Source organism: Pedococcus sp. P2_E5 (assembly GCF_056403895.1).
On sequence record NZ_JBFUEP010000063.1, the window covers coordinates 11,643 to 34,616 of the forward strand.

A 22,974-nucleotide genomic window follows, 5' to 3' on the forward strand; every position below is an offset into this window, starting at 1 on the left:
GGATGAATCCCCCTTAGGGTCGAGCGGGAACGGGACCTGGGCGAGCCTGCCGGGCCCGCGGGGACTCACGGGGACTGGGACTCACCGGGACTCACGGGGACTCACCGGGACGCGCGGAAGCAGGGAGGCACGGACGGCATGTGGGCTGCGATCAGATATCGCCGGGCCCAGGCCGTCGTCCTCGTCCTGCTGTCGGCCCTGATCGCGACGTGCGCTGTCTTCGCGCCGTTGTACCAGCGAGCCCTCGAGCAGTCGCTGCTGCGCACGAGCATCGGCGCGGCCAGCGTGGCCGACACGGCCCTCGTGGTCCGGAGCGGCCGCGGGACGGCCAACCCCGACTTCGGCAGCACCGACCTCGCCGGCAACGTCCCCGCCTCGTTGCGGGTGCTCTACGGCGAGCCCATCGGGCAGCTGTCCGACGCGATCGACATCGTGCCGAGGGCCGGGCTGAAGAGCTCGCCGGGTGACCTCGTCGCGAGGGACCGCGTGTGTGAGCACCTCACGATCACCACGGGTGCCTGCCCCAGGGCGGTCGGCGAGGTGCTGGTGTCCGCCAAGGACCTGGCCGCCTGGAAGTGGCCACTGGGCAAGACCTTCGAGACCTCCGTGCCGGGCCTGGGCCAGGGCGAGAAGCCCACCGCCACGCTCACCGTCGTCGGGGCCTACGAGGTCGTCCCCGACGAGGCCTACTGGCTGCGGACCCAGCTGGACGGGAAGTCCGGCTCGCTGGTCGACGTGGGGACCGAGCAGGTGCCGGCCATCGACGACTTCGTGACGCCCGAGGCGACGTTCACCGAGGACTGGAGCGTGGCGCAGGCGTCACTGACGCTGCCGCTGCGCCGTGACCTGTTCACCCTGGGCAACCTGCAGCAGATCTCCGACGTCCTCGCGGCCAGGGGTGGCAACCGCGTCGCCGGACAGGGGATCGACGGCGCGCTCGTCGAGACCCAGCTGCCCTCGATCATCGACGGCATCCGGGTGGGCCAGCACCAGCTGCGCGTCATCGTGCCCGTCCTCATGGCACAGCTCGGACTGCTGGCAGCTGCCATCCTGCTGCTCGTCGCACAGGCAGCGGTGGAGCAGCGGCGCCCCGAGGTGGCCCTCGCGCGGCTACGCGGCCGCAGTCGCGAGGGCGCGAGTCGGATCGTCATGGGTGAGCTCGCCCTGACCGTCTCCCTCGGGCTGCCGCTCGGCTTCCTCCTCGCGCTGTTCCTGACCACCCTCGTGCGGTGGTTCCTCCTGCCCGAGGGTGTCCCCTTCGAAGTGCCGTGGTCCTCGCTCGTGGCCCTCTCGGCGTCGGCGGTGGTGTGCGCCGTGGCGATCTGGCTGGCGGCCCGGCCCGTCCAGCAGCTGACCATCTCGGCCCTGCTCCGGCGGGTGTCGCGCGAGCGAGTACGCGCCTTCGGGGTCGTGGACGTCCTGGCCGTCGCCCTTGCCGCGTTCGGGCTCATCGGTCTGGCCACCGGCTCGCTCGAGGGTCCGCTGGCCCTGGTGACCCCGACGCTGGTCGCCCTGGCCGCCGGGCTGGTCGCCTCACGACTGGCGGTCCCGATCGCTGCCGCCAGCGGCCGGGCGCACCTGCGGCGAGGGCGGATCGGTCCGGCCCTGACTGCCTTCGGTCTCGAGCGCCGACCCACGCTGCGCAAGGTGGTCACGGTGGTCAGCGTCGCGGTCGCACTCACCGTCTTTGCCGCCAACGCACTGGTCGTGGGCGACCGCAACTGGGCAGCCCGTGCCCAGATGCAGACCGGCGCCCCGGCCGTCATCGACACCGACAGCCGCAACCCCGCCAGCCTCCTGGCCACCGTGCGGGGGATCGACCCGACCGGCACCGAGGCCAGCCCCGTGGCCATCGTCCGATGGGCCGACCGGGGCTCCACGCCGACGATGGCCGTGGTCACCAAGGACTTCGAGGCGACGTCGTTCGCGCCCCCGGGCGAGGCCTACCGACTGGGTGAGCTGGCGCCTCCGGACGTCGCGCCCGTGCAGCTCGTGGGCACGCGGGTCACCGGACGCGTCGCCTGGGACCTCACCGTGCCCGAGGACGGGACGAGCGAGCAGCCGAGCGGCCAGTCCGGCAGCCCCCTGCCACCCCTCGTGGGCCCGGGTTCGCAGGAGCCCTCTGAGCTGCGGATCTCGGTCACGACACCGCAGGGTCAGCGGCTGACCCGGGTGATCGGCCAGATTCCGTTGCTGGGCAAGGGTTCCAAAGAGCTCAACGCCCTGCTGCTCTGCCCGGACGGGTGCCGGCTCGACGGGCTGGAGTTCCGCAAGGCCGACCAGCAGGTCGGCCAGGTCAGCGGCAGGCTGAGCATCACCGGGCTGGGCCTTGACGGGAAGTCGCTCGACCTCGCCGCCCCCACCCAGTGGAACCCGTTCGTCGCCCAGGCCACGAGTAGTAGCGACGTCCTCACGCAGGTGCCGGCCGCCGGCGACACGATCGCCCTCGAGCTGGTCAGCACCGGCTTCGCGCTCGAGCTGACCCACGCCGACGTCCCGGCCGTCCTGCCGGGGCTGCTGGCCGGCCCCGTGCCGCCGGGCGGGACCGCTCAGGGCTTCGACGCGATCGGCGTCAACGGTGCACCGCTGACCGTCGCCGTCCAGCAGACGGTCTCCACCCTGCCGGTGCTGGGCGAGCGGGGAGTCCTGGTCGACTACGAGACGCTGGCGCGCCTGGGCGGCCGCCTGCCCGACGGCGGAACCCTGTCCGTGTGGGTCGCCGACCCCGCGAGAGCGGACGCCGTGGCCCAGGGCCTCAGCGCCCAGGGTGTGGGCATCCTCGCCCGGCACAGCGTGGCCGCGGCCAAGGAGCGGCTCGACGAGTCCGCCTCTGCCCAGGGCCTGCGACTGGCCGCCTTCACGGGAGCGATGGGGGTGCTGCTCGCAGCACTGGTGGTCCTCGTGATGACGGTCACCGGCTGGCGCGTCGTGGCCCGTGACTTCGCCGCCCTGCACATGTCCGGTGTCCCGCTCACAACGCTGCGGCGGTCCCTGGTGCGCGAACAGGTGGTGCTCGTCCTGGTCGGCACCGTCGTGGGGGTCGTCTGCGGCACGGTGAGCTCGGTCATCGCGATGCCACTGGTCCCGCTGTTCGACAGCGCAGCCGACCCCGTGCCGGCCCTGCAGCTCGCACCGGCCACAGCCGCGATCGTCGGTGCCGCCGTCGTGGCCGCAGCGGTGCTCGTCGCCGTCGGGTCGTTGGCCGCAGTGGGTGCCGGCCGGAGGATCACCCTGAACCGGGTCCGGGAGTCCCTGTGAGCGCGGAGTCGATGGGCGCTGTGACCGGAGGCGCCGACAGCCGTGACGGGTCCCACCGGGGACTACGGGTGAGCACGCGCGGCCTGGTCCACATCTACCGCGCCGAGGGCCATGACGTGGCGGCCCTGTCCGGTGTCGACCTCACCGTCAACCCCGGCGAGGTGGTGGGGCTGCTGGGTCCGTCCGGTGCCGGCAAGTCGACCCTCCTCACGTTGTTCGGCGGGCTCATGCGCCCCAGCGCGGGACGGGTGCAGGTGGGCGAGCACGAGCTGTCGACGATGACCGAGGCCGACCTCGACCGGTTCCGGGCCGCCGAGGTGGGGCTGGTCCTGCAAGGCGCCGACCGCAACCTCCTGCCCTACCTCAGCGCCCGTCAGAACGTCGAGTTCGCCCAGAGGTCGGCCCGCAAGGCGGGCCGCGACGTGCCACCCCCCGGCGAGGTGCTGCAGCTCGTGGGCCTCGGCCGCGCCGCGGCCGCGCCGCTCGAGTCGCTGCCACCCGGTCAGCTCCAGCTCGCGGCCCTGGCCGTGGCGCTCGCCAGCAGGCCCGGACTGCTGCTGGGCGACGAGCCCACCTCCCAGCTGCACCACTCGTCCCGCGACCTGGTCCTCGACACGCTGCACCGGGTCAACCAGGAGTGGGGGACCACCGTGGTGGTCGTGACCCACGACCCCGAGGTGGCTGCGCGGCTGCCGCGGACGGTCACCATCCGCGACGGCCGCGTCGGCGGCGAGGGCCGTTCCGGCGAGGCGTATGCCGTGGTGTCGGCAGACGGCTCGCTGCCGCTTCCGCCCGCTGCAGTGGGGGCGTTCCCGCCCGGCGCACTGGTCCGGGTGCACGAGGTCGACGGTGTCTGGACGCTGATTCCGGAGGGCAGGGGTGAGACGGGTGAGTGATCGGCACGAGTGGGCCTCGGAGAGCGGGGCCTTGGAGGACGGCCAGCGGCTCGGGGGTGACCCAGCCCTGCGTGACGTCGAGTCGCCGCCGCTGCGGGTCGACGGGGTCACCGTGCGCTACGGGTCCACCATCGCCGTCGCAGGCGCGGACCTGGAGGCGTATGCGGGGGAGTTCCTCGCGATCACGGGTCACAGTGGAGCCGGGAAGTCCTCGCTGCTGTGGGCCATCGGTGGTGCGGTGGCCAGTGAGGGCACGGTGCGACTCGGCGACGACGTCGTCCGCGACCGGGCCCAGGCCGCGCGACTCGGCATCGAGCTCATCCCCCAGGGCAGCGCCCTTGCGGTGCTGCTGTCGGCGCACGAGAACGTCGCGCTGCCCCTGCTGGCCCGTGGCGTGCCCTCCGAGCAGGCCCAGCGTCGGGCCCGGGAGGCCCTGGAGTCGGTCGGTCTGCACGAGTCCGGCAGCCACCTGGCCGAGGAGCTCAGCGGCGGCCAGCAGCAGCGCGTTGCGGTCGCCCGTGGCCTCGCGCTGCGTGGCAGGGTGCTCCTCGCCGACGAGCCGACCTCCGAGCTCGACCACGACAACCGCGAACGCGTCCTGGCCCTGTTGCGCGCCGAGGCACAGCGGGGCGCGATCGTCATCATGGCGACGCACGATCCCGAGGCCGCCGACGAGGCAGACGGAGAGATCCGCCTCGATGATGGACAACTYGAGACCGTCCGTCTCCCCGCGGGCTAGCCTGCTGCGCGTGCCGAAGCCCATTCGCCTGCCGTTCGACCCGATCACGCGCGCGGCGCAGCTGTGGACCCGGCGCTGGGGGCGCACCTCCCAGCCGTTGGCGATGGCCAGTGCGACGTCGATCATGCGCGTCCAGCAGCTGCTGATCACCGACTACGACGCCCTCGTCGGCCGGCACGGCCTGACCTTCGCCCGCTACGAGGCGCTGGTGCTGCTCGCGTTCAGCCGCGACGGCCGCCTGGGCATGAGCAAGATCGGCCAGCGCCTGATGGTCCACCCGACCAGCGCCACCAACATCGTCCAGCGGCTCGACGCGCAGGGTTTCGTCGAACGCGTGCCCAACCCCGACGACGGCCGCGGCACCCTGGCGGTGATCACGCCCGCAGGACGGGAGGCCATGGAGGCCGCGACCGCTGACCTGGTCAAGGAGAAGTTCGGCCTCGGCATGCTGACCGCCGCCGAGCACGAGCAGCTGTTCGACCTGCTCCGCAAGGTTCGCGTGGGCGCCGCCGACTTCGACTCCTGAGCGCACACGAGGGGCCCGCGGGTGCCTGGCGTGACATTTACTAGGACGTCCTAGTAAATTGGCGGGCATGCCCGAGAACCCCGCACCCAGCAGCCCTGAGACCAGCACCGCGAGCGACGGCGCCGCCCGCTGGCAGGCCCGCTACGACGCAGCCCAGGCGAAGGGGCAGGTGCGGGACGCCGACTTCACCACGCTCTCCCAGATGCCGGTGGAGCCCGTCTACGGGCCGACCGACGGCTCCGAGGTGCCCGAGCGGATCGGCTGGCCGGGGGAGTTCCCCTTCACCCGCGGTCTCTACCCCACCGGCTACCGCGGCCGCACCTGGACGATCCGCCAGTTCGCCGGCTTCGGCAACGCGGTGCAGACGAACGAGCGCTACAAGATGATCCTCGAGCGTGGCGGCGGCGGCCTGTCGGTGGCGTTCGACATGCCCACCCTGATGGGTCGCGACTCCGACGACCCGATGAGCCTCGGCGAGGTCGGCCACTGCGGCGTCGCGATCGACTCCGCCAAGGACATGGAGGTGCTGTTCAACGAGCTGCCGCTCGAGGACATCACCACCTCGATGACGATCAGCGGTCCGGCGGTGCCGGTGTTCTGCATGTACCTCGTCGCCGCCGAGCGCCAGGGCGTGGACCTGGGGGTCCTCAACGGCACGCTCCAGACCGACATCTTCAAGGAGTACATCGCGCAGAAGGAGTGGCTGTTCGCCCCGGAGCCGCACCTGCGCCTGATCGGCGACCTGATGGAGTACTGCGCCGAGAACATCCCCGACTACAAGCCGCTGTCGGTCTCGGGCTACCACATCCGCGAGGCCGGCTCCACTGCTGCGCAGGAGCTCGCGTTCACCCTCGCCGACGGGTTCGGCTACGTCGAGCTCGGCCTGTCGCGTGGCCTCGACATCGAGAAGTTCGCCCCCGGGCTGTCCTTCTTCTTCGACAGCCACCTCGACTTCTTCGAGGAGATCGCCAAGTTCCGCGCTGCCCGCCGCATCTGGGCCCGCTGGCTGCGCGACACCTACGGCGCCAAGACCGACAAGGCCCAGTGGCTGCGGTTCCACACCCAGACCGCCGGGGTCTCACTCACCGCGCAGCAGCCCTACAACAACGTGGTCCGCACCGCCGTCGAGGCGCTCGCGGCCGTCCTGGGTGGCACCAACTCCCTGCACACCAACGCCCTCGACGAGACCCTCGCGCTGCCGAGCGAACAGGCCGCCGAGATCGCTCTGCGCACCCAGCAGGTGATCATGGAGGAGACGGGCGTCGTCAACGTCGCCGACCCGCTCGGGGGGAGCTGGTACGTCGAGGCCCTCACCGACAAGATCGAGGCCGAGGCCGAAGCCATCTTCGACAAGATCAAGGCCATGGGTGAGCTCGGCAAGCCCCGCAACGCCGAGGGTGGGGTCGACCACGCGGTCGGGCCGATGACGTCCGGCATCCTGCGCGGCATCGAGGACGGCTGGTTCATGTCCGAGATCGCCGAGGCTGCCTTCCAGTACCAGGTGTCGCTCGAGAAGGGTGACAAGAAGGTCGTCGGCGTCAACTGCCACACCGCCTCGGTGACCCACCAGCTCGAGATCCTGCGCGTGAGCCACGAGGTCGAGCGCGACCAGGTCAGCACCCTCAAGACCCGCAAGACGGCCCGCGACGAGGACGCAGTGCGCGCTGCCGTGCAGCACATGGTCGAGGTGGCCCGCACCAGCGGAAACATGGTGCCCGCCATGCTCGACGCGGCGCGCGCCGAGGCGACGCTGGGCGAGATCTGCGACGCGCTGCGCGACGAGTGGGGCGTCTACCGCGAGCCTGCGCGCTTCTGATCGAGTCGTGGGTGCCAGCGCGCTGCGCGTGGGGCACCCGGAGCCGGGCGTAGGCGACGTCGGCCAGCAGGGCGATGAGCCCGTCGATGAAGGCCTCGTCCGGCACCCCGGTGGCCAGCGCCCGGTGCATCACCGACCCGACGACGACGTCGGCGAGCAGGTCGACGTCGATCATGTCCTGTCGGATCTCCCCGCGACCGATCGCGCGCTCGACGGACGTCGCGACCAGGGCGTGCAGACGGGTCGACAGCGACTCCCGCACCTTCTGGCCGACCCCCTCGGGGTCGCGGGCGGACTCGGCCAGCAACGCGGCATACGCACCACCGGTGGAGGGGTCGCGCAGCAGCCGCGCGGCCTCGCCGATGCCGGCGCGCATGTCGGCTGCCAGCGAGCCGTGGTCCTCGATCTCGATCTCGTCGAAGGTGACGGCCACGGCGTGCACGGCGAGCTCGACCTTGGACGGCCAGCGCCGGTACAACGTGCTCTTGGCCACACCCGCCTTGGCGGCGACGTGCTCCATCGACATCCGCGCGACGCCCTTGTCGGCGAGCACCTGTCGCGCTGCTGTGGTGATCGCCTGCTCAGTCGCCTCCTCTCGGGGGCGGCCAGGGCGGCGACTTCGGTCGTCCCGTGAACGCGTGGTCATCACCGGTGATCATGCCACCGACGACGCGATTTCAGGCGCTGGGGATTTGTCGACATGGACCACCCTGGGTCATGGTGGTGTGATTGCCGACTGCGGGGGACTCCCGCGTGTCGGCCCACTCACGTAAGGATTTCTACTGTGTCGATTGTGGCCAAACGCGCGCTCTTCGCCGCGGTGACCGTGATCGGACTCGTGCTCCTGCTCCTCGGGGCCTGGTTCACCGTCCACCTCGGGTCCTCCGGCAGCGCCGTGCTCAGGGCAACACCCGCCCAGGGCGCGGTCGTCGTCGTCGAACCGTCCGTGCTCAACCGCATCGACCGTCCCGTGACCATCACGGCCGTGGCTGCGTCCGGTACGACGATCTGGATGGGCCGCACCAGCCCCACGGACGCCCAGGCCATSGTGGGCGGCGCCGACCACACGTCGGTCAACGGCGCCCACGTCCGGGACTGGAGCCTGCTGCAGTCGCGGTCCGGCGCCGGACCGGCGCCACAGCTCGACAAGGCGGACATCTGGCGCCAGACCGCCACCGGGGACGGCCGGGTGCGTCTCACCGTCGACCAGGCCGGAGCCCCCGAGTCGGTGGTCATCGCCGCACCTGACGGCAAGCCCGTCGACCTCACCTCGTTGACGGTCACGATCAAGCGCCCCACGTGGTTCTTCCAGGCGCTGCTCGTCACGCTCGTCGGCCTGCTGGCCGTGGCTGCTGGCGGAGCGGGACTGTGGCAGAACAGGCCACGTCGAACCCAGGGACCGACCGACCAGAGCCCGACCGACCATAGCCCGACCGACCATAGCCCGACCCAGAGCCCCACCCAGAGCCTGACCCAGAGCCCGACTGACCAGAACGGGACCGGCGCACCCACCGAGGAGGTGTCCGCATGAGCAGCTCGACCACTCGCATCGCCTTGGTCGCCGCCCTGAGCCTGGCCCTCGCCGGCTGTGGCGCCGGCTCGAGCATGGTGGGGGTGCACGACGCGCCCTCCCAGGTCACCACCACGGCACCGATCTCGGCGCAGAGTGCCGAAGCCATCGCCACCCGTGTCCTCGCCAAGGCGGCCGACGCCAGCGCGGCGAAGCCGGCCGAGGCCGAAACCCTTCGGGCAGAGGCGCTCACGGGCAGTGCCCTCGCGGTGGCCAACGCCGCCAGCCGGCTCCAGACCGGTGCCACCGCCACCACCGCACCGCTGAAGCGCACCGAGCCGCCCAAGGTCCTCGGGGTCTCCCGCGGCACGAGCTGGCCCCGCCTCATCCTCGTCCAGACGACCACGGCGGAGAACGGGGCCGTGCTCAACCTGCTGGTCTCGCCGGACGCCAAGACGCCGTTCCGGCTCAGCGCCGCCGCGCCGATGCAGCCCGGCGCGACGGTGGCAGCCCTCGACTCGCTGACCACTGGTTCGCCCATGGTCGCGCCGGGCGCCCAGCTCGCGGCACAGCCCGCCGACCTGCTCAAGGGGTATGCCGCGAGCCTCGCCTTCCCCAAACCGGTCGCAGACCCCCACGTCGACGCCGCGGAGCCGTTCTCCACGGCGATCCGCGCCCACGCTGCCGAGCAGGCCAGGACGTTCGGCAAGCTCGCGACCCTCAAGCAGACGCACACCGTCGAGCCGGACAGCACCGTCGCCATCGCGTTGCGCGGTGGAGGAGCCCTCGTCTTCGGCCTCCTGGAGCGCACCGACACGATCACGTTGCGCCCGGGCGGCAAGTCGCTCACCCCCAGCGCCGACTTCCAACGACTCGTGCGCAAGAAGACCCTCACCAAGAGCGCCGAGCTCAGGTCCTACGAGACCGTCGTCTTCACGGTGCCGGTCGAGGGCAAGGCCCAGGTCGTCGCCGTCGACGAGGTGCTGTTCTCGGCCAAGGGCTCGTGAGGGACAATCACCGCCATGAGTGATCAGCCGTTGACCACAGGTGGCCTCCGGGGCGCCATCGACCTCACCGCGCTCCGGAGCCAGCCTCCGGCAGCCGCCCCCACCGCGCCCTCAGCGCCCTCCGGAACGACCGCTGCGGGTGGCGCAGGCGCGCCGGGCGGCGGATCCTCGGCCCCCTCAGGGGTCGCCGGTCGGGCCGGTGTCGTCGTCGAGGGCACGGACAGCAACTTCCAGGAGGTCGCGAACGCCTCCGTGGGTGTCCCGATGCTGCTGGTCCTCTGGGCTGCCCAGATCCCCGAGTCGCGCGACTACCTCGACACCGTGGTCCGGATCGCGGGCAGCTACGAGGGCCGGTTCCAGGTCGTCAGCGTCAACGTCGAGCAGAACCCCACGCTGCTGCGGGCCTTCCAGGTGCAGAGCGTCCCCGTGACGATGGGTCTCGTCCAGGGCCAACCCGTGCCGATGTTCGCCGGGATCCAGCCGGAGCAGGCCCTGCGCCCCGTGCTCGACGAGTTCCTCGGCCTGGCCGTGCAGCACGGCGTGACCGGCCGCGTCGACCTCGCGGGCGCGGGTGAGCCGGCTGAGGGCGCCGACGTCGAGGAGCAGCTCCCGCCCCTGCACCAGGAGGCCTACGACGCCATCGAGCGGGGCGACCTCGACGGTGCCGTCGCGGCATACCAGCAGGCGTTGAAGCAGAACCCCGCCGACGCCGACGCGGAGCTGGGGCTCGCCCAGGTCGGCCTCCTGCAGCGCACCGAGGGTGCGGACCTGCAGACGGCCCGCGCAGCGGCCGCCGAACGCCCCACGGATGTGGCCGCACAGGGCCTGGTCGCGGACCTCGACGTCCTCGGTGGGCACGTGGAGGACGCGTTCCTGCGGCTCATCGACCTCGTGCGCGCGACCGCGGGCGAGGAGCGGGAGCAGGCCAAGAACCACCTGCTCCAGCTGTTCGCCGTGGTCGGGTCGCACGACGAGCGGGTCCGCAAGGCGCGGACCTCCCTGATGAGTGCCTTGTTCTGACCCTCTCCACGGCCTGTTCGGGACGCTCCACTTTCGGTGGGCCTGCCGAGCCGACAGGATGGGGTGCATGGCAAAGACGCAGGAACACCTGATTGGACTGTTGCTGGGCGCGGAAGGTGACTGGCCGCGTGCGTTCGAGACCCTCGCGGGTCGACTGGGCGTCCTGAAGGGCCCAGACGGCACGAGCCACCAGGTCAACACCGAACGCATGACGATCGAGCCGTTCAACCTGCGTGACAAACCGCGGCAGGACCTGGTGATCGACCGGCTGGCCTACTGGTACTACCACCCGCGTGAGTGGCTCAAGAAGGCCGCGCTCATGGACGACGTCTACCTGCTCAACAGCCCGTTCACGTTCCAGTCCATGGAGAAGCACTCGGCCTACTGTGCGCTGCTGCGCCTGGGGATGAATGTCCCCGAGACGGTGCTGGTGCCCTACAAGAACCCGATCGACAACGCTCGATGGGCCTTCACCGCGGCCCGCTACAACAAGGAGTTCGACCTCGACGCGATCGCCGAGGAGATCGGCTACCCGCTGTTCATGAAGCCGTTCGACGGCGGTGGCTGGCGAGGCGTGTCCCAGGTCAAGAACGTCGACGACCTGCACAGCGCCTATGACGACTCCGGCGAGATGCTGATGCACCTGCAGGCCTCGGTGGCGGACTTCGAGGTGTTCGCCCGGGCACTCACCATCGGGCCCGAGACGATGGTGATGAAGTTCCAGCCCGACGAGCCCATGCACAACAGGTATGCCGTCCAGCACGGCTTCCTCGGCGAGGGTGTGGGCACCGAGGCGGTCACCATCGCCCAGACGGTGAACGCGTTCTTCCGGTGGGAGTTCAACTCCTGCGAGATGCTCGTCAAGGACGGCGTCGTCTACCCGATCGACTACGCCAACGCCTGCCCCGACGTGGCCGTCACCTCGCTGCACTACTACTTCCCGTGGGCGATGAAGGCCCTGCTGAAGTGGTCGGTGTTCTGCGTCGCCACGGGCCGCAAGGCGCGCACCCAGGTCGACACCGGGCCGTGGTTCGAGATCGCCGACGACGACGCGCTCGACTACGGAGCCAAGCTCGCGGCATACCAAGGCCTCGCCGACGACCACTTCGACACCGACCGGTACCGCGAGTTCTGCGAGGTCGCCCTCCCGAACATCGACGACATGGTGCTGGAGTGGGTCGACTCACCCGACTTCCGGAGCCTGTTGACCGAAACCATCCAGACGACCTATCCGCAGCACGAGTGGGACAAGTTCGAGGGTCACTTCGGTGGGCTGACGAAGATGTGGGTCAAGGACGAGCAGTCACGCCTCGGCACCGGCAGCTCGGCCGTCGACGAGACCGTCGTGAGCGGCCCGGCTCCTGCCGTGACGGACTAGCAGGCACGGACCAGCAGGCGCGGTACTAGCAGGCGCGGCACTCCTGCGGGAGCTGGTGGCGGCGTGCTTCGGGCTGCATCAACCGCGGGCGGCGCAGGCCGCGCAGGCGGTCGAGGGTGGCAATGTTGGGGCCGGTGTCGCTTCGGCGGGGGAAGCTGCGAGGCCCGGGCTGGCGTGCGTCGTTCGAGGGCGTCATGTGGGTGCCAACCGCTGGGGGCCGAATTCTGTTCCCCGGCAGAGGAACTCACAGCGGGACGCCGCCGACCGGCCGACCGGGATCGGGGCTGTCCTGGCGCGATGACTCCCCGCTGGCCTGACAGTCGCTCAGGCGCCGAGGGCGGCCCCGACGACCTCCTTGGCCTCGGCCTGCACCTGGGCCAGGTGCTCGGCGCCCTTGAAGGACTCGGCATAGATCTTGTACACGTCTTCGGTCCCCGACGGACGTGCCGCGAACCAGGCACTCTCGGTGGTCACCTTGAGCCCACCGATGGCTGCGTCGTTGCCGGGCGCCTGCGTGAGCTTGGCCGTGATCGGCTCCCCGGCGAGCGTGTCCGCAGCGACGTCACCGGGGGAGAGGGCGGCGAGCTTGGCCTTCTGCTCGCGCGTGGCCGCTGCGTCGATGCGTGCGTATGCCGGGTCGCCGTGCTTGGCGGTCAGCCCGCGGTAGTGCTGGCTGGGGCTCTGGCCGGTCACGGCGAGGATCTCGGAGGCGAGCAGCGCCAGGATGATGCCGTCCTTGTCGGTGGTCCAGGCCTTGCCGTCCCGGCGCAGGAAGGACGCACCGGCTGACTCCTCGCCGCCGAAGCCGAAGCTCCCGTCGATGAGCCCGGGCACGAACCACTTGAAGCCCACCGGCACCTCCACGAGCCGTCCGCCGACGTCGGCGGCCACGCGGTCGATCATCGAGGACGACACCAACGTCTTGCCGATGGCCGCGTCGGCCGGCCAGTCGGGGCGGGCTCCGCCGAAGAGGTACTGGATCGCGACGGCCAGGAAGTGGTTGGGGTTCATCAGCCCGCCGTCGGGCGTGACGATGCCGTGCCGGTCGGAGTCGGCGTCGTTACCGGTGGCGATGTCGTAGTCGTCCTTGCGCGAGATCAGCGAAGCCATGGCATACGGCGACGAGCAGTCCATCCGGATCTTGCCGTCCCAGTCCAGGGTCATGAACCGCCACGTGGGGTCGACCAAGGGATTGACGACAGAGAGGTCGAGACCGTGTCGGTCCGCGATCTCACCCCAGTAGTGCACCGCTGCGCCACCAAGGGGGTCGGCGCCGATGCGCACCCCAGCGTCCTTGATCCTTTGCAGGTCAAGGACGTTCGGCAGGTCGTCGACGTAGGTGCCCAGGAAGTCGTAGGGCTGGGCATGCGCGCGCGCCCGGCTGAAGGGGATGCGCCGGACGTCCTTGAGGCCGCCGGCGATCAGCTGGTTGGCGCGAGCCGCGATGACTTTCGTCGCGTCGCTGTCGGCCGGGCCGCCGTGGGGTGGGTTGTACTTGAACCCGCCGTCGGCAGGCGGGTTGTGCGAAGGAGTGACCACGATGCCGTCGGCAAGGGTGGAGCCGCTCGTGCGGCCCTCGTTGGCGCGGATGATGGCATGGCTGACGGCCGGGGTGGGGGTGTAGCCGTCGCGGTCGTCGACCAGGACGATCACCTCGTTGGCCGCCAGCACCTCCAGGGCCGATGCCCAGGCGGGCTCCGAGAGGCCGTGGGTGTCGCGACCGATGAACAGCGGGCCGTCGTAGCCCTGGGACTTCCGGTAGTCACAGATGGCCTGGGTGGTCGCGAGGATGTGCGCCTCGTTGAAAGCCGTCTTCAGGCTCGACCCGCGGTGGCCCGACGTGCCGAACGCGACCTGCTGGTCGATGTCCTCCGGGTCCGGGACCAGCGTGTAGTAGGCCGTGACGAGGTGGGCGACGTCGACGAGGTCAGAGGGCTGGGCCGGCTGTCCTGCCCGCGGGTGGTTCACCGGTCTGCCTCGGTCTCGACGGGCGCGAGGTAGACGGCTGACAGCGACGCGACCCTGACCTCGACGCTGTACGGCTGGCCCTGGGCGCCGTGGTCTTGGGCCGTCACGACGACCTCCGCCTGGCTCGGGGTGCCGAACTCGTCGTAGCCGCTGGTGTCGAGGATGACCTTCCAGTCGCCGGCCCGCGGAACTCCGACCCGCAGTGGGTCCCTCGGCAGGCCACCGAAGTTCACGGCGACCGCGACCACGGCTCCCTGACGGTCCTGCGAGCCGAACCGCAGGTAGGAGTAGGTGTTCCACGCGTTGTCGTCCGCGTTGAGCCACTCGAACCCGGCCGGGTCGGAGTCCAGCGCCCAGAGGGCCTCGTTCTCGCGGTAGACGCGGTTGAGCTCCTTCACGAGGTTGTGCACCCGGTAGTGCGCCGCGTGGTCGAGCAGCCACCAGTCGAGCTGCCGGCCGTCGGCCCATTCGGCCTCCTGGGCGAACTCGGTGCCCATGAAGAGCAGCTGCTTGCCGGGGTGGCTCCAGATGTAGGCGAGGAAGGCCCGCACGGTCGCGAGCTGGTCGTAGCGGCTGCCGGGCGCCTTGCGCAGCAGCGAGCCCTTGCCGTGGACGACCTCGTCGTGGCTGATGGGCAGCAGGTAGTTCTCGCTGAAGGCGTACATGAGCGAGAAGGTCAGCAGGTGGTGGTGGTACTGCCGGTGGATCGGGTCCTCCTTGAGGTACTTCAAGGAGTCATTCATCCAGCCCATGTTCCACTTCAGCCCGAACCCGAGTCCGCCCGTGCTGGTGGGCTTGGTGACGCCCGGCCAGGAGGTGGACTCCTCGGCGATCATCACGATCCCCGGCACACGCTTGTAGGCCGTGGCGTTGGCCTCCTGGAGCAGGTCGACCGCCTCGAGGTTCTCGCGTCCGCCGTGGATGTTGGGGATCCACTCACCGTCCTTGCGGGCGTAGTCGAGGTAGAGCATGGAGGCGACGCCATCGACCCGCAGACCGTCGATGTGGAACTCCTCCATCCAGTAGACCGCGTTGGCCACGAGGAAGTTGCGCACCTGCACCCGGCCGAAGTCGAAGATGTAGGAACCCCACTCGGTGTGCCAGCCCTTGCGCGGGTCCGGGTGCTCGTAGAGCGGCAGTCCGTCGAACCGGGCCAACGCCCACGGGTCGGTGGCGAAGTGGCCGGGCACCCAGTCGAGGATGACGCCGATCCCGGCCTGGTGCAGCCGGTCGACGAGGTAACGGAACTCGTCCGGTCGGCCGAACCGCGCGCTCGGGGCGTAGTAGCTCGTCACGTGGTAGCCCCACGACGGTGGGTAGGGGTGCTCCATCACGGGCATGAACTCGACGTGGGTGAAGCCGAGGTCTGCGACGTAGTTGACCAGGTGCTCCGCGAGGGCTGCGTAGCCGTGGTTGCTGCGCCACGACCCCAGGTGCACCTCGTAGATGCTCATGGGCGCCGTGTGCACGTCGTTCTCCGCGCGCTGCCGCATCCAGTCGTCGTCGCTCCAGCCGTAGCGGGACTGCACGACCGACGAGGCCCGACCCGGGGGCAGCTCGGTGGCGCGGGCCATCGGGTCGGCCTTCTCGCGGACCTTGCCGTCGGCGCCGCGCACCAGGAACTTGTAGAGGGTGCCGTCGCCGACGCCGGGGATGAACAGCTCCCACACCCCGGACTCGCCGAGCAGCCGCATCGAGTGGCTGCGGGTGTCCCAGCCGTTGAAGTCGCCGGCGACGTGCACCGCCTGGGCCCGCGGCGCCCACACGGCGAACGACGTGCCGACCACGGTGCCCATGGGGCCCGGGTACTCGCGCACGTGGGAGCCGAGGACGGTCCACAGCTCTTCGTGCCGACCCTCGCCGATGAGGTGGAGGTCGATCGGCCCGAGCGTGGGGGCGAACCGGTAGGGGTCGTCCATCTCGTGCTCGATGCCGTCGCCGTAGGCCACGATCAGGCGGTAGTCCTGGGTCTCGGTGGCGCCGGCCCGGATGCCGCCCCACACTCCGTCGGACTCGTGGGCGAGCTCAATCCGTTCGCCGTCCTGGAACCGCACGGCAACCACGGAGGCGAACGGCTTGTAGGCGCGCACGAGCAGGCCGTCGGCCTCCAGGTGGTGGCCGAGCAGGTCGTGCGGCTRCTGGTGCCGCCCGTCGGCCAGCGCCCTGATCGCTTCCTCGGGTGTCGTGGGAACGGGCACCGGCTCGGGTTCGCGCACGACCGGCGGCTCGACGGCCGGGCGCGAGGCCGCGCGGCGAGCAGCCGAGCGGCTGGTCGGGGTCTCGGCCGGCGGCCCGGACGGGACCGTGGCACTGGGCGCGTCGGGCGTCTCCACCTCGGCCGCGGGCGTGTCGGGCGTCTCCACCTCGGCCGCGGGCGCGTCGGGCGTCTCCACCTCGGCCGCGGGGGTCTCCACGTCGCCGGCATCGGCATCGGGGTCGGGCAGACCGAACCACGTGCGGGTGGGTGTCTCCGCGGGCGCCTCGCTGCCCTCTGGCTCCGCAGTCCTTGCCGGTTCCGACGGACCAGGGGCCGTCGGATCGCTCAACGACTCGGGCGTGGCCGGCTCCTCGGGCGTGGCCGGCTCCTCGGCCGTCGTCGGCTCCTCAGGCGTCCTCGACTCCTCGGGCGTCCTCGACTCAGGGGTCGCCTCGTCGGCGGAGTCGGACTTCTGCTTCTTCTTGCCGAACCGTGGACTCATGTCAGGTCCTTTCTCGCGTCGTCGAGCAGTCGGACCACGGCAGCCGTGGGGATGGTCAGCCAGGTGGGCCTGTTCCTGGCCTCGTAGACGACTTCGTAGAGGGCTTTGTCCAGCTGGAACGCGATGAGCAGCGCCGCGTCCTCGCGAGGGTCGCGACCGCACTGCGCGGCATACCCGTCGAGGAAGGCCTGCTGGGCGCTCGCCGCCCAGTCACGGGCGCTCCCCCCGGGGTGGGACTGTTCCCACGAACCCGCCGCGTAGTCGAACGAGCGCAGCATGCCGGCGATGTCGCGCACGGCGAGGTCGGGCAGGTTGCGTTCGGCGAGGGGTCGCATCGGCTCACCCTCGAAGTCGAGGAGCACCCAGCCGCGTTCGGCCACCTTGAGAACCTGCCCGAGGTGGTAGTCGCCGTGGATGCGTTGCAGCGCAGGCCAGTTCGCGTTCACGGCCCGGTCGAAGACGTCGGCGATGCGGTGCTCGTGTGCCGCAAGGGCCGGGACCTCGGAGGCTGCGGCGATGTAGCGCCCCCTCATGCCGACCGCGACCGCGGCGATCGCCTCGGGGGTCACGGGTTCGGTGGGGAGCACCTCGGCGAGGCGGGCATGCACTTCCGCGGTGGCCGCGCCCAGCTGGTGAGCCGCCTCGGCGAAGTCCTCGCGGGCGGCCACCGCACGGAGCGCGACGCGCCAGGCGTCCTCCGTGCCAGGGAAGAACTCCTGCGCAAACGCGAGGTGCCCGTATGCCGGGTCGTCACCTTCTGCGACGCCCGGCCAGGTGGCGCTGACCGTGCCGACCATGGTGGGCACCCTCGTCGACCCGGCCTCGGACAACGCGCCCTGCACCGTGACGTCGGGGTTCTCCCCGGCATGCAGCATGCGGAAGACCTTGCAGATCAACGGTTTCGGCGTGCCGTCAGCATCCGCGCAGTCGAACACGATGGAGGTGTTCGACTGCTCGCCGGACAGCACCTTCGACGACGTGAGGACGGTCTCGGACGTCCACGACGGGTGGCGCCTCGACACCACGGCCGGTTCGGGGGTGTCGGAGACGCCCCCCGCCTGCGGCGCGGCCTGTTCGAGGATGAGCGCGAGCAGCTGGGCGGCATACACGGGGTCGTGGGTGCCGTCGTAGACCCAGCGGGTACCGAGCACGCTGTGTTCCAAGGTGCCGACGAGGGCGTGCTGTCCGCCCTCGAGCGGAGCGCCGCGGTAGGTGAGGGGCACCTGGTAGAGCACCGGCTCGGACCCACCCTCGTCGACGAGGAGCAACGTCTCGATGCCCACCGCGCCGGCGGGGTCGTCGAGTCGCCACGACCAGACCTTGCGCAGCACCGGCAGCCGCCCCTTCGCGGCATACCAGCGCTGGCGCGCCATCCACGGGCCGACCAGCTCGATCTTGGTCGGGGAGAGAGTTGCGTCGTGGATCTCAGCCATGCGCTGCACCTGGCACCAGACGGAGCCAGAAGAAGTCGCGGGAGCCGAGGGTCAGGGTGATGGTGCCGTCGTCGGAGATCTTCGGAAAGCCTTGCCCGCCAAAGAGGTCCGCGAGGTGGGCGCCCTTGAACTCGTCGGGCACCCGGATCGTCGTGGCCTGGGGCCTGCTCGCGAGGTTGTTCACGCAGAGCACGGCTTCGGAGTCGGTGCCGTCCACGTGGTCCCACTCGACGCGCAGGAACGACAGCACGGCTTCGTTGTCGGAGGGGCAGACCTCGAAGTCGCCACGACCGAAGACGGGGTGACGCTTGCGGATCTCGAGCATGGCGCGCACCCAGTGCAACAGCGAGGAGCTGCTGGCCATCTGGGCCTCGACGTTGACGTTGTTGTAGTGGTACACGAGCGACGACACGACGGGCAGGTAGAGCTTGCCGGGGTCTGCCGCGGAGAAGCCCGAGTTGCGGTCGGGCGTCCACTGCATCGGCGTGCGGACCGCGTCACGGTCGTTGAGCCAGATGTTGTCGCCCATGCCGATCTCGTCGCCGTAGTAGAGGCACGGGGATCCGGGCAGGGACAGCAGCAGTGCGTGGATCAGCTCGATCTCCGCCCTGCTGTTGTCGAGCAGGGGTGAGAGCCGGCGACGGATGCCGACGTTGGCGCGCATCCGGGGGTCGGGGGCGTACCAGCCGTACATCGCGGCACGCTGTTCCGGGGTGACCATCTCGAGGGTGAGCTCGTCGTGGTTGCGCAGGAAGGTGCCCCACTGGGTGCCCGGTGGCTTGTCCGGGGTGTCGGCCAGGACGTCGACGATCGGCGCGGCCTTCTCCTCGCGCAGCGAGTAGTAGAGCATCGGCATGACGGGGAAGTGGAAGCACATCTGGCACTCCGGCTCCTCCTCGGTGCCGAAGTAGTCCACGACGTCCGCCGGCGGCTGGTTGGCCTCGGCGAGCAGGATCCGACCGGGGTACTCCGTGTCGACCATCTTGCGGAGCTTGGCGAGGAACTGGTGGGTCTTCGGGTGGTTCTCGCAGTTGTGGCCCTCCTCCTCGTAGAGGTAGGGGACCGCGTCGAGCCGGAAACCGTCGATGCCCATGTCCATCCAGAACCGCACGACGTCGAACATCGCCTCGTGGACGGCGGGGTTCTCGAAGTTGAGATCGGGCTGGTGGCCGAAGAAGCGATGCCAGAAGAACTGCCGCCGCACCGGGTCGAACGTCCAGTTCGACACCTCGGTGTCGATGAAGATGATGCGGGCGTCGGAGTACGGCTCGTCCGTGTCGGACCACACGTAGAAGTCGCCGAACGGACCCTCGGGGTCGGACCGGGACGCCTGGAACCACGGGTGCTGGTCGCTCGTGTGGTTCATGACGAAGTCGGTGATGACCCGGATCCCGCGGGCGTGGGCCTGCGAGACGAGCTCCTGGAAGTCCGGCAGGGTGCCGAACTCGGGGAGCACGGCGGTGTAGTCGGCGATGTCGTAGCCACCGTCGCGCAACGGCGAGGCGTAGAAGGGCGGCAGCCACAGGCAGTCGACCCCGAGCCAGGCGAGGTAGTCGAGACGGGCCATCAGCCCGGTGAAGTCGCCGGAGCCCGAGCCCTTGGAGTCGCCGAAGCCGCGGACGAGGACCTCGTAGAAGACCGCGGTCTTGAACCACTCGGGGTCGTTCTTCAGACCGGGTTGGGCGAGGTTGAGACCCTGCATCAGAACCTCCGGATTGCGACGATGTGGACGGGCTCGGTCTCGGGACCGAGTCTGACGTAGACGTGCTCCCCCCAGTGCCACGACGCTCCCGTGACGAGGTCCTGGGCCGCGATCCCGTCGTGGTAGTCGAGGCCGAGCGCAGGCATGTCCAGGTGCATGGCCGACTCGCGCGTGCTGTGGGGGTCGAGGTTGGCGACCACGACGATGGTGTCGTCGGTGCCGTCGGGCAGGATCCGCCGCTTGGAGAACGCCATGATGTTCTCGTCGTCGACGTGGTGGAAGGTGATGTTGCGCAGCCAGTGCAGCGACGGGTGCTCGCGACGGATCTGGTTGAGCATGGTCAGGTAGCCCGCGAGGGACTGTCCCTCCTTGGCCCCGCCGGGCTCGTAGTCCTCCCAGTGCCGGTTCTTGTACTGGTACTTCTCGTTGTCGATCTGCTCCTCGGCGCCGGGACGGGCGACGTGCTCGATGAGCTCGTAGCCGGCGTAGATCCCGTACGTGGGGACCAGCGTCGCGGCCAGGGCGGCGCGCAGCTTCCAGGCCGAGGGGCCGCCGAACTGCATGTAGGGCGTGAGGATGTCGTGCGTCGTGGGCCAGAACGACGGTCGCATGTAGGCCGCGGCGTCACCGGCGAGCTCCGTGACGTACTCCTCGAGCTCCCACCTCTGGTTGCGCCAGGTGTAGTACGTGTAGGACTGCTGGAAGCCGACCTTGCCGAGCGAGTGCATCATCGCGGGCTTGGTGAACGCCTCCGCCAGCCAGATCACGTCGGGGTGGTCACGGCCCACCTCGGCGATGATCCACTGCCAGAACTCGACCGGCTTCGTGTGGGGGTTGTCGACCCGGAAGATCTTGACCCCGTGGTCGATCCACACCTGGACCATGCGACGCATCTCGGCGTAGGACCCGACGGGGTCGTTGTCGAAGTTGAGCGGGTAGATGTCCTGGTACTTCTTGGGCGGGTTCTCGGCGTACGCGATGGTGCCGTCGGCCCGGGTGGTGAACCACTCGGGGTGCGACTCGACGTAGGGGTGGTCCGGCGAGCACTGGAGCGCGATGTCCATCGCCACCTCCATGCCGTGCTCGTGCGTCTGGGCCACGAAGTAGTCGAAGTCGGCGAACGTCCCGAGATCCGGGTGGATCGCGTCGTGGCCGCCGTCGGGGGAGCCGATGGCGTAGGGGCTGCCCGGGTCGTCGGGACCGGCGCCGAGGGTGTTGTTCGGGCCCTTGCGCGCCGTGGTGCCGATCGGGTGGATCGGCGTGAGGTAGACGACGTCGAAGCCCATCCGCGCGATCGCGGGCAGGCGCTTGGCAGCCGTGCGCAGGGTTCCGGACGTCCACTTCCCGGTCGCAGGGTCCTGCACGGCACCTTCCGAGCGCGGGAAGATCTCGTACCACGCGCCATACAGGGCTCGCTCACGCTCCACGAGCAAGGGGTATGCCGTGGACGGGCTCACGTAGTCGCGCAGCGGGCGGGCGGCCAGCTCGGCGCGCACCGAGGGGTCGGTGCCGGCGTGCAGGCGTGCCAGCGGCGGGCGACGGGTGTCGCGCAGGGCGGTGATGGCGTCCTTGAGGACGGCCTTCTGCTCCTTGGTGCGCGTGACCTCGGACAGGGCCCGCTCGAGCATGCGGGCCCCCTCCTCGAGCATCAGCTCGGTGTCGACCTCAGCTGCGACCTTGATCGACGCGTCGTGGTCCCAGGTGCCGTAGGGGTCGGACCAGCCCTCGACGCGGTAGGTCCACCAGCCCTCGGTGTCGGGCTCGACGACGGCAGCCCAGGTGTTGAGCCCGGGGTTGGTCGAGGTCATGGGGGTGACCCGCTCAGTGCCGTCCGGCGCCACGAGGACGACCGAGGCGTTGACCGCGTCGTGCCCCTCCCGGAAGACGGTGGCGCCGACGGTGAACTGCTCGCCCACGACCGCCTTCGCCGGCCGGGCTCCACCGTCGACGACCGGGCTCACGTCCTGGACCGGGATGCGTCCGATCGGGGCCTGGGGGGACGTCGTGGTCGGGGCCTGGGGGGAGGCCGTCGTGGGAGTGCGCGCGCCCGGTGGCCGTTTGCTGGTGCTCTTGGCGGGGGGTGCGGCGGGAGTGTCAGGTCTGGTTGCACGTGGCGTCGCTGTCACGCGCCCGACGCTACTCGGTCTGGGGCCTCGCGCACCTCCCGAGGGCCTAGAAGGGCCAGCCGCTGAAACTTTTTGAAAGTTCTGCAAGAACGCGTCATTGGCATTGACCTTCAGGGTTTAGGATGCCCGACGTGAAGGCGATCCGACGCTTCAGCGTCCGTACAGTTCTGCCCGCGCCCATTGCCGCTCTCGGCGACCTGGCGAGCAACCTGCGGTGGTCCTGGCACCCACCCACCCGTGACCTCTTCCAGCGCATCGACCCCGAGCGCTGGACCAAGGTCCGCAAGGACCCGGTCCGGCTGCTGTCGGCCCTGTCCCCACAGGAGCTCTCCGACCTCGCGGGCGACACCGACTTCGTCGCGGCCGTCTCGGCAGCCAAGGCAGACCTCGACACCTACCTGACCGAGCCGCGCTGGTTCCAGGCGTGGGCCAGCGAGGTCGAGGGCGGCGCCCCGCGCGCCATCGGGTACTTCAGCCCCGAGTTCGGCATCACCGAGGTGCTGCCGCAGTACTCCGGCGGCCTGGGGATCCTGGCCGGCGACCACCTGAAGACGGCCTCCGACCTGGGCGTCCCGATCGTCGGCGTCGGCCTGTTCTACAAGACCGGCTACTTCAAGCAGAGCCTGAACCGCGACGGCTGGCAGCAGGAGACCTACCCGGTCCTGGACCCGGACGAGCTGCCCCTGAGCCTGCTGCGCGAGGACGACGACACGCCCTGCGTGATCACGCTCGACCTGCCTGGCGGCCGCGAGCTGCACGCCCACGTCTGGCGCGCGCAGGTGGGACGCGTCCCGCTCCTGCTGCTCGACTCCGACGTGCCGGCCAACGACGACGCCGCGCGCAACATCACCAACCGCCTCTACGGCGGCGGCGGCGAACAGCGGCTCCAGCAGGAG

Annotated in this window: 15 protein-coding genes and 1 pseudogene; 10 read left to right on the plus strand and 6 right to left on the minus strand. The window is 70.4% G+C overall.

Annotated features, from left to right (window positions below; translation table 11 throughout):
* Nucleotides 1-138: 138 nt before the first annotated feature.
* From AC1DVZ_RS17800 to AC1DVZ_RS17820, 5 genes are all read left to right on the plus strand, one after another.
* Complete coding sequence (locus tag AC1DVZ_RS17800) at nucleotides 139-3,258, plus strand: FtsX-like permease family protein (protein ID WP_477619530.1); 3,120 nt, start codon at nucleotides 139-141, stop codon at nucleotides 3,256-3,258.
* Nucleotides 3,255-4,154, plus strand: a complete 900-nt coding sequence (locus tag AC1DVZ_RS17805; RefSeq protein WP_477619531.1) for an ABC transporter ATP-binding protein — start codon at nucleotides 3,255-3,257, stop codon at nucleotides 4,152-4,154. Before AC1DVZ_RS17800 ends, AC1DVZ_RS17805 begins: the two co-directional genes overlap by 4 nt.
* Complete coding sequence (locus AC1DVZ_RS17810) at nucleotides 4,147-4,893, plus strand: ABC transporter ATP-binding protein (protein ID WP_477619532.1); 747 nt, start codon at nucleotides 4,147-4,149, stop codon at nucleotides 4,891-4,893. The genes AC1DVZ_RS17805 and AC1DVZ_RS17810 overlap by 8 nt, the downstream gene beginning before the upstream one ends.
* 10 nt (nucleotides 4,894-4,903) lie before the next feature.
* Nucleotides 4,904-5,419: a MarR family winged helix-turn-helix transcriptional regulator gene (locus AC1DVZ_RS17815; protein WP_477619533.1), complete on the plus strand. Its 516-nt coding sequence runs from the start codon at nucleotides 4,904-4,906 to the stop codon at nucleotides 5,417-5,419.
* Between the two features lie 67 nt (nucleotides 5,420-5,486).
* On the plus strand, nucleotides 5,487-7,235 hold the full coding sequence (locus AC1DVZ_RS17820) for an acyl-CoA mutase large subunit family protein (RefSeq protein WP_477619534.1): 1,749 nt from the start codon (nucleotides 5,487-5,489) through the stop codon (nucleotides 7,233-7,235).
* A gap of 127 nt (nucleotides 7,236-7,362) precedes the next feature.
* Here the strand turns inward: AC1DVZ_RS17820 and AC1DVZ_RS17825 are convergent.
* Nucleotides 7,363-7,881: pseudogene (locus AC1DVZ_RS17825) on the minus strand (TetR/AcrR family transcriptional regulator); the annotation flags it as partial.
* Between the two features lie 138 nt (nucleotides 7,882-8,019).
* Between AC1DVZ_RS17825 and AC1DVZ_RS17830 the strand changes: the two are divergent.
* The 4 genes from AC1DVZ_RS17830 (at nucleotide 8,020) to AC1DVZ_RS17845 (ending at nucleotide 12,150) form a co-directional block, all read left to right on the plus strand.
* Nucleotides 8,020-8,766 carry a hypothetical protein gene (locus tag AC1DVZ_RS17830; RefSeq protein ID WP_477619535.1) on the plus strand — a complete coding sequence of 249 codons (747 nt, stop codon included), beginning with the start codon at nucleotides 8,020-8,022 and terminating at the stop codon, nucleotides 8,764-8,766.
* Nucleotides 8,763-9,752 carry a hypothetical protein gene (locus AC1DVZ_RS17835; protein ID WP_477619536.1) on the plus strand — a complete coding sequence of 330 codons (990 nt, stop codon included), beginning with the start codon at nucleotides 8,763-8,765 and terminating at the stop codon, nucleotides 9,750-9,752. Before AC1DVZ_RS17830 ends, AC1DVZ_RS17835 begins: the two co-directional genes overlap by 4 nt.
* A 15-nt stretch (nucleotides 9,753-9,767) precedes the next feature.
* On the plus strand, nucleotides 9,768-10,772 hold the full coding sequence (locus AC1DVZ_RS17840) for a tetratricopeptide repeat protein (protein ID WP_477619537.1): 1,005 nt from the start codon (nucleotides 9,768-9,770) through the stop codon (nucleotides 10,770-10,772).
* Between the two features lie 67 nt (nucleotides 10,773-10,839).
* Complete coding sequence (locus AC1DVZ_RS17845) at nucleotides 10,840-12,150, plus strand: ATP-grasp domain-containing protein (protein WP_477619538.1); 1,311 nt, start codon at nucleotides 10,840-10,842, stop codon at nucleotides 12,148-12,150.
* 324 nt (nucleotides 12,151-12,474) lie between these two features.
* Here the strand turns inward: AC1DVZ_RS17845 and pgm are convergent, their stop codons facing one another.
* From pgm to AC1DVZ_RS17870, 5 genes are read right to left on the minus strand one after another with little or no spacing between them, the layout of a single operon-like run.
* Nucleotides 12,475-14,118 carry a phosphoglucomutase (alpha-D-glucose-1,6-bisphosphate-dependent) gene (gene pgm / locus AC1DVZ_RS17850; protein ID WP_477619539.1) on the minus strand — a complete coding sequence of 548 codons (1,644 nt, stop codon included), beginning with the start codon at nucleotides 14,116-14,118 and terminating at the stop codon, nucleotides 12,475-12,477.
* A complete protein-coding gene (glgB, locus tag AC1DVZ_RS17855) occupies nucleotides 14,115-16,817 on the minus strand; it encodes a 1,4-alpha-glucan branching protein GlgB (RefSeq protein ID WP_477619540.1) in 2,703 nt (900 codons plus the stop codon). Before glgB ends, pgm begins: the two co-directional genes overlap by 4 nt.
* Nucleotides 16,814-18,250: a maltokinase N-terminal cap-like domain-containing protein gene (locus AC1DVZ_RS17860; RefSeq protein WP_477619541.1), complete on the minus strand. Its 1,437-nt coding sequence runs from the start codon at nucleotides 18,248-18,250 to the stop codon at nucleotides 16,814-16,816. The genes glgB and AC1DVZ_RS17860 overlap by 4 nt, the downstream gene beginning before the upstream one ends.
* Nucleotides 18,243-19,952 (minus strand): maltose alpha-D-glucosyltransferase, encoded by a 1,710-nt coding sequence (gene treS, locus AC1DVZ_RS17865; RefSeq protein ID WP_477619542.1) that lies wholly within the window; start codon nucleotides 19,950-19,952, stop codon nucleotides 18,243-18,245. Before treS ends, AC1DVZ_RS17860 begins: the two co-directional genes overlap by 8 nt.
* Nucleotides 19,952-22,078, minus strand: a complete 2,127-nt coding sequence (locus AC1DVZ_RS17870) for an alpha-1,4-glucan--maltose-1-phosphate maltosyltransferase (RefSeq protein WP_477619543.1) — start codon at nucleotides 22,076-22,078, stop codon at nucleotides 19,952-19,954. The genes treS and AC1DVZ_RS17870 overlap by 1 nt, the downstream gene beginning before the upstream one ends.
* Before the next feature lie 131 nt (nucleotides 22,079-22,209).
* Between AC1DVZ_RS17870 and AC1DVZ_RS17875 the strand changes: the two genes are divergently transcribed.
* Nucleotides 22,210-22,974 (plus strand): DUF3417 domain-containing protein (locus tag AC1DVZ_RS17875; RefSeq protein ID WP_477619544.1); only part of this gene is annotated, 765 nt, incomplete at its 3' end.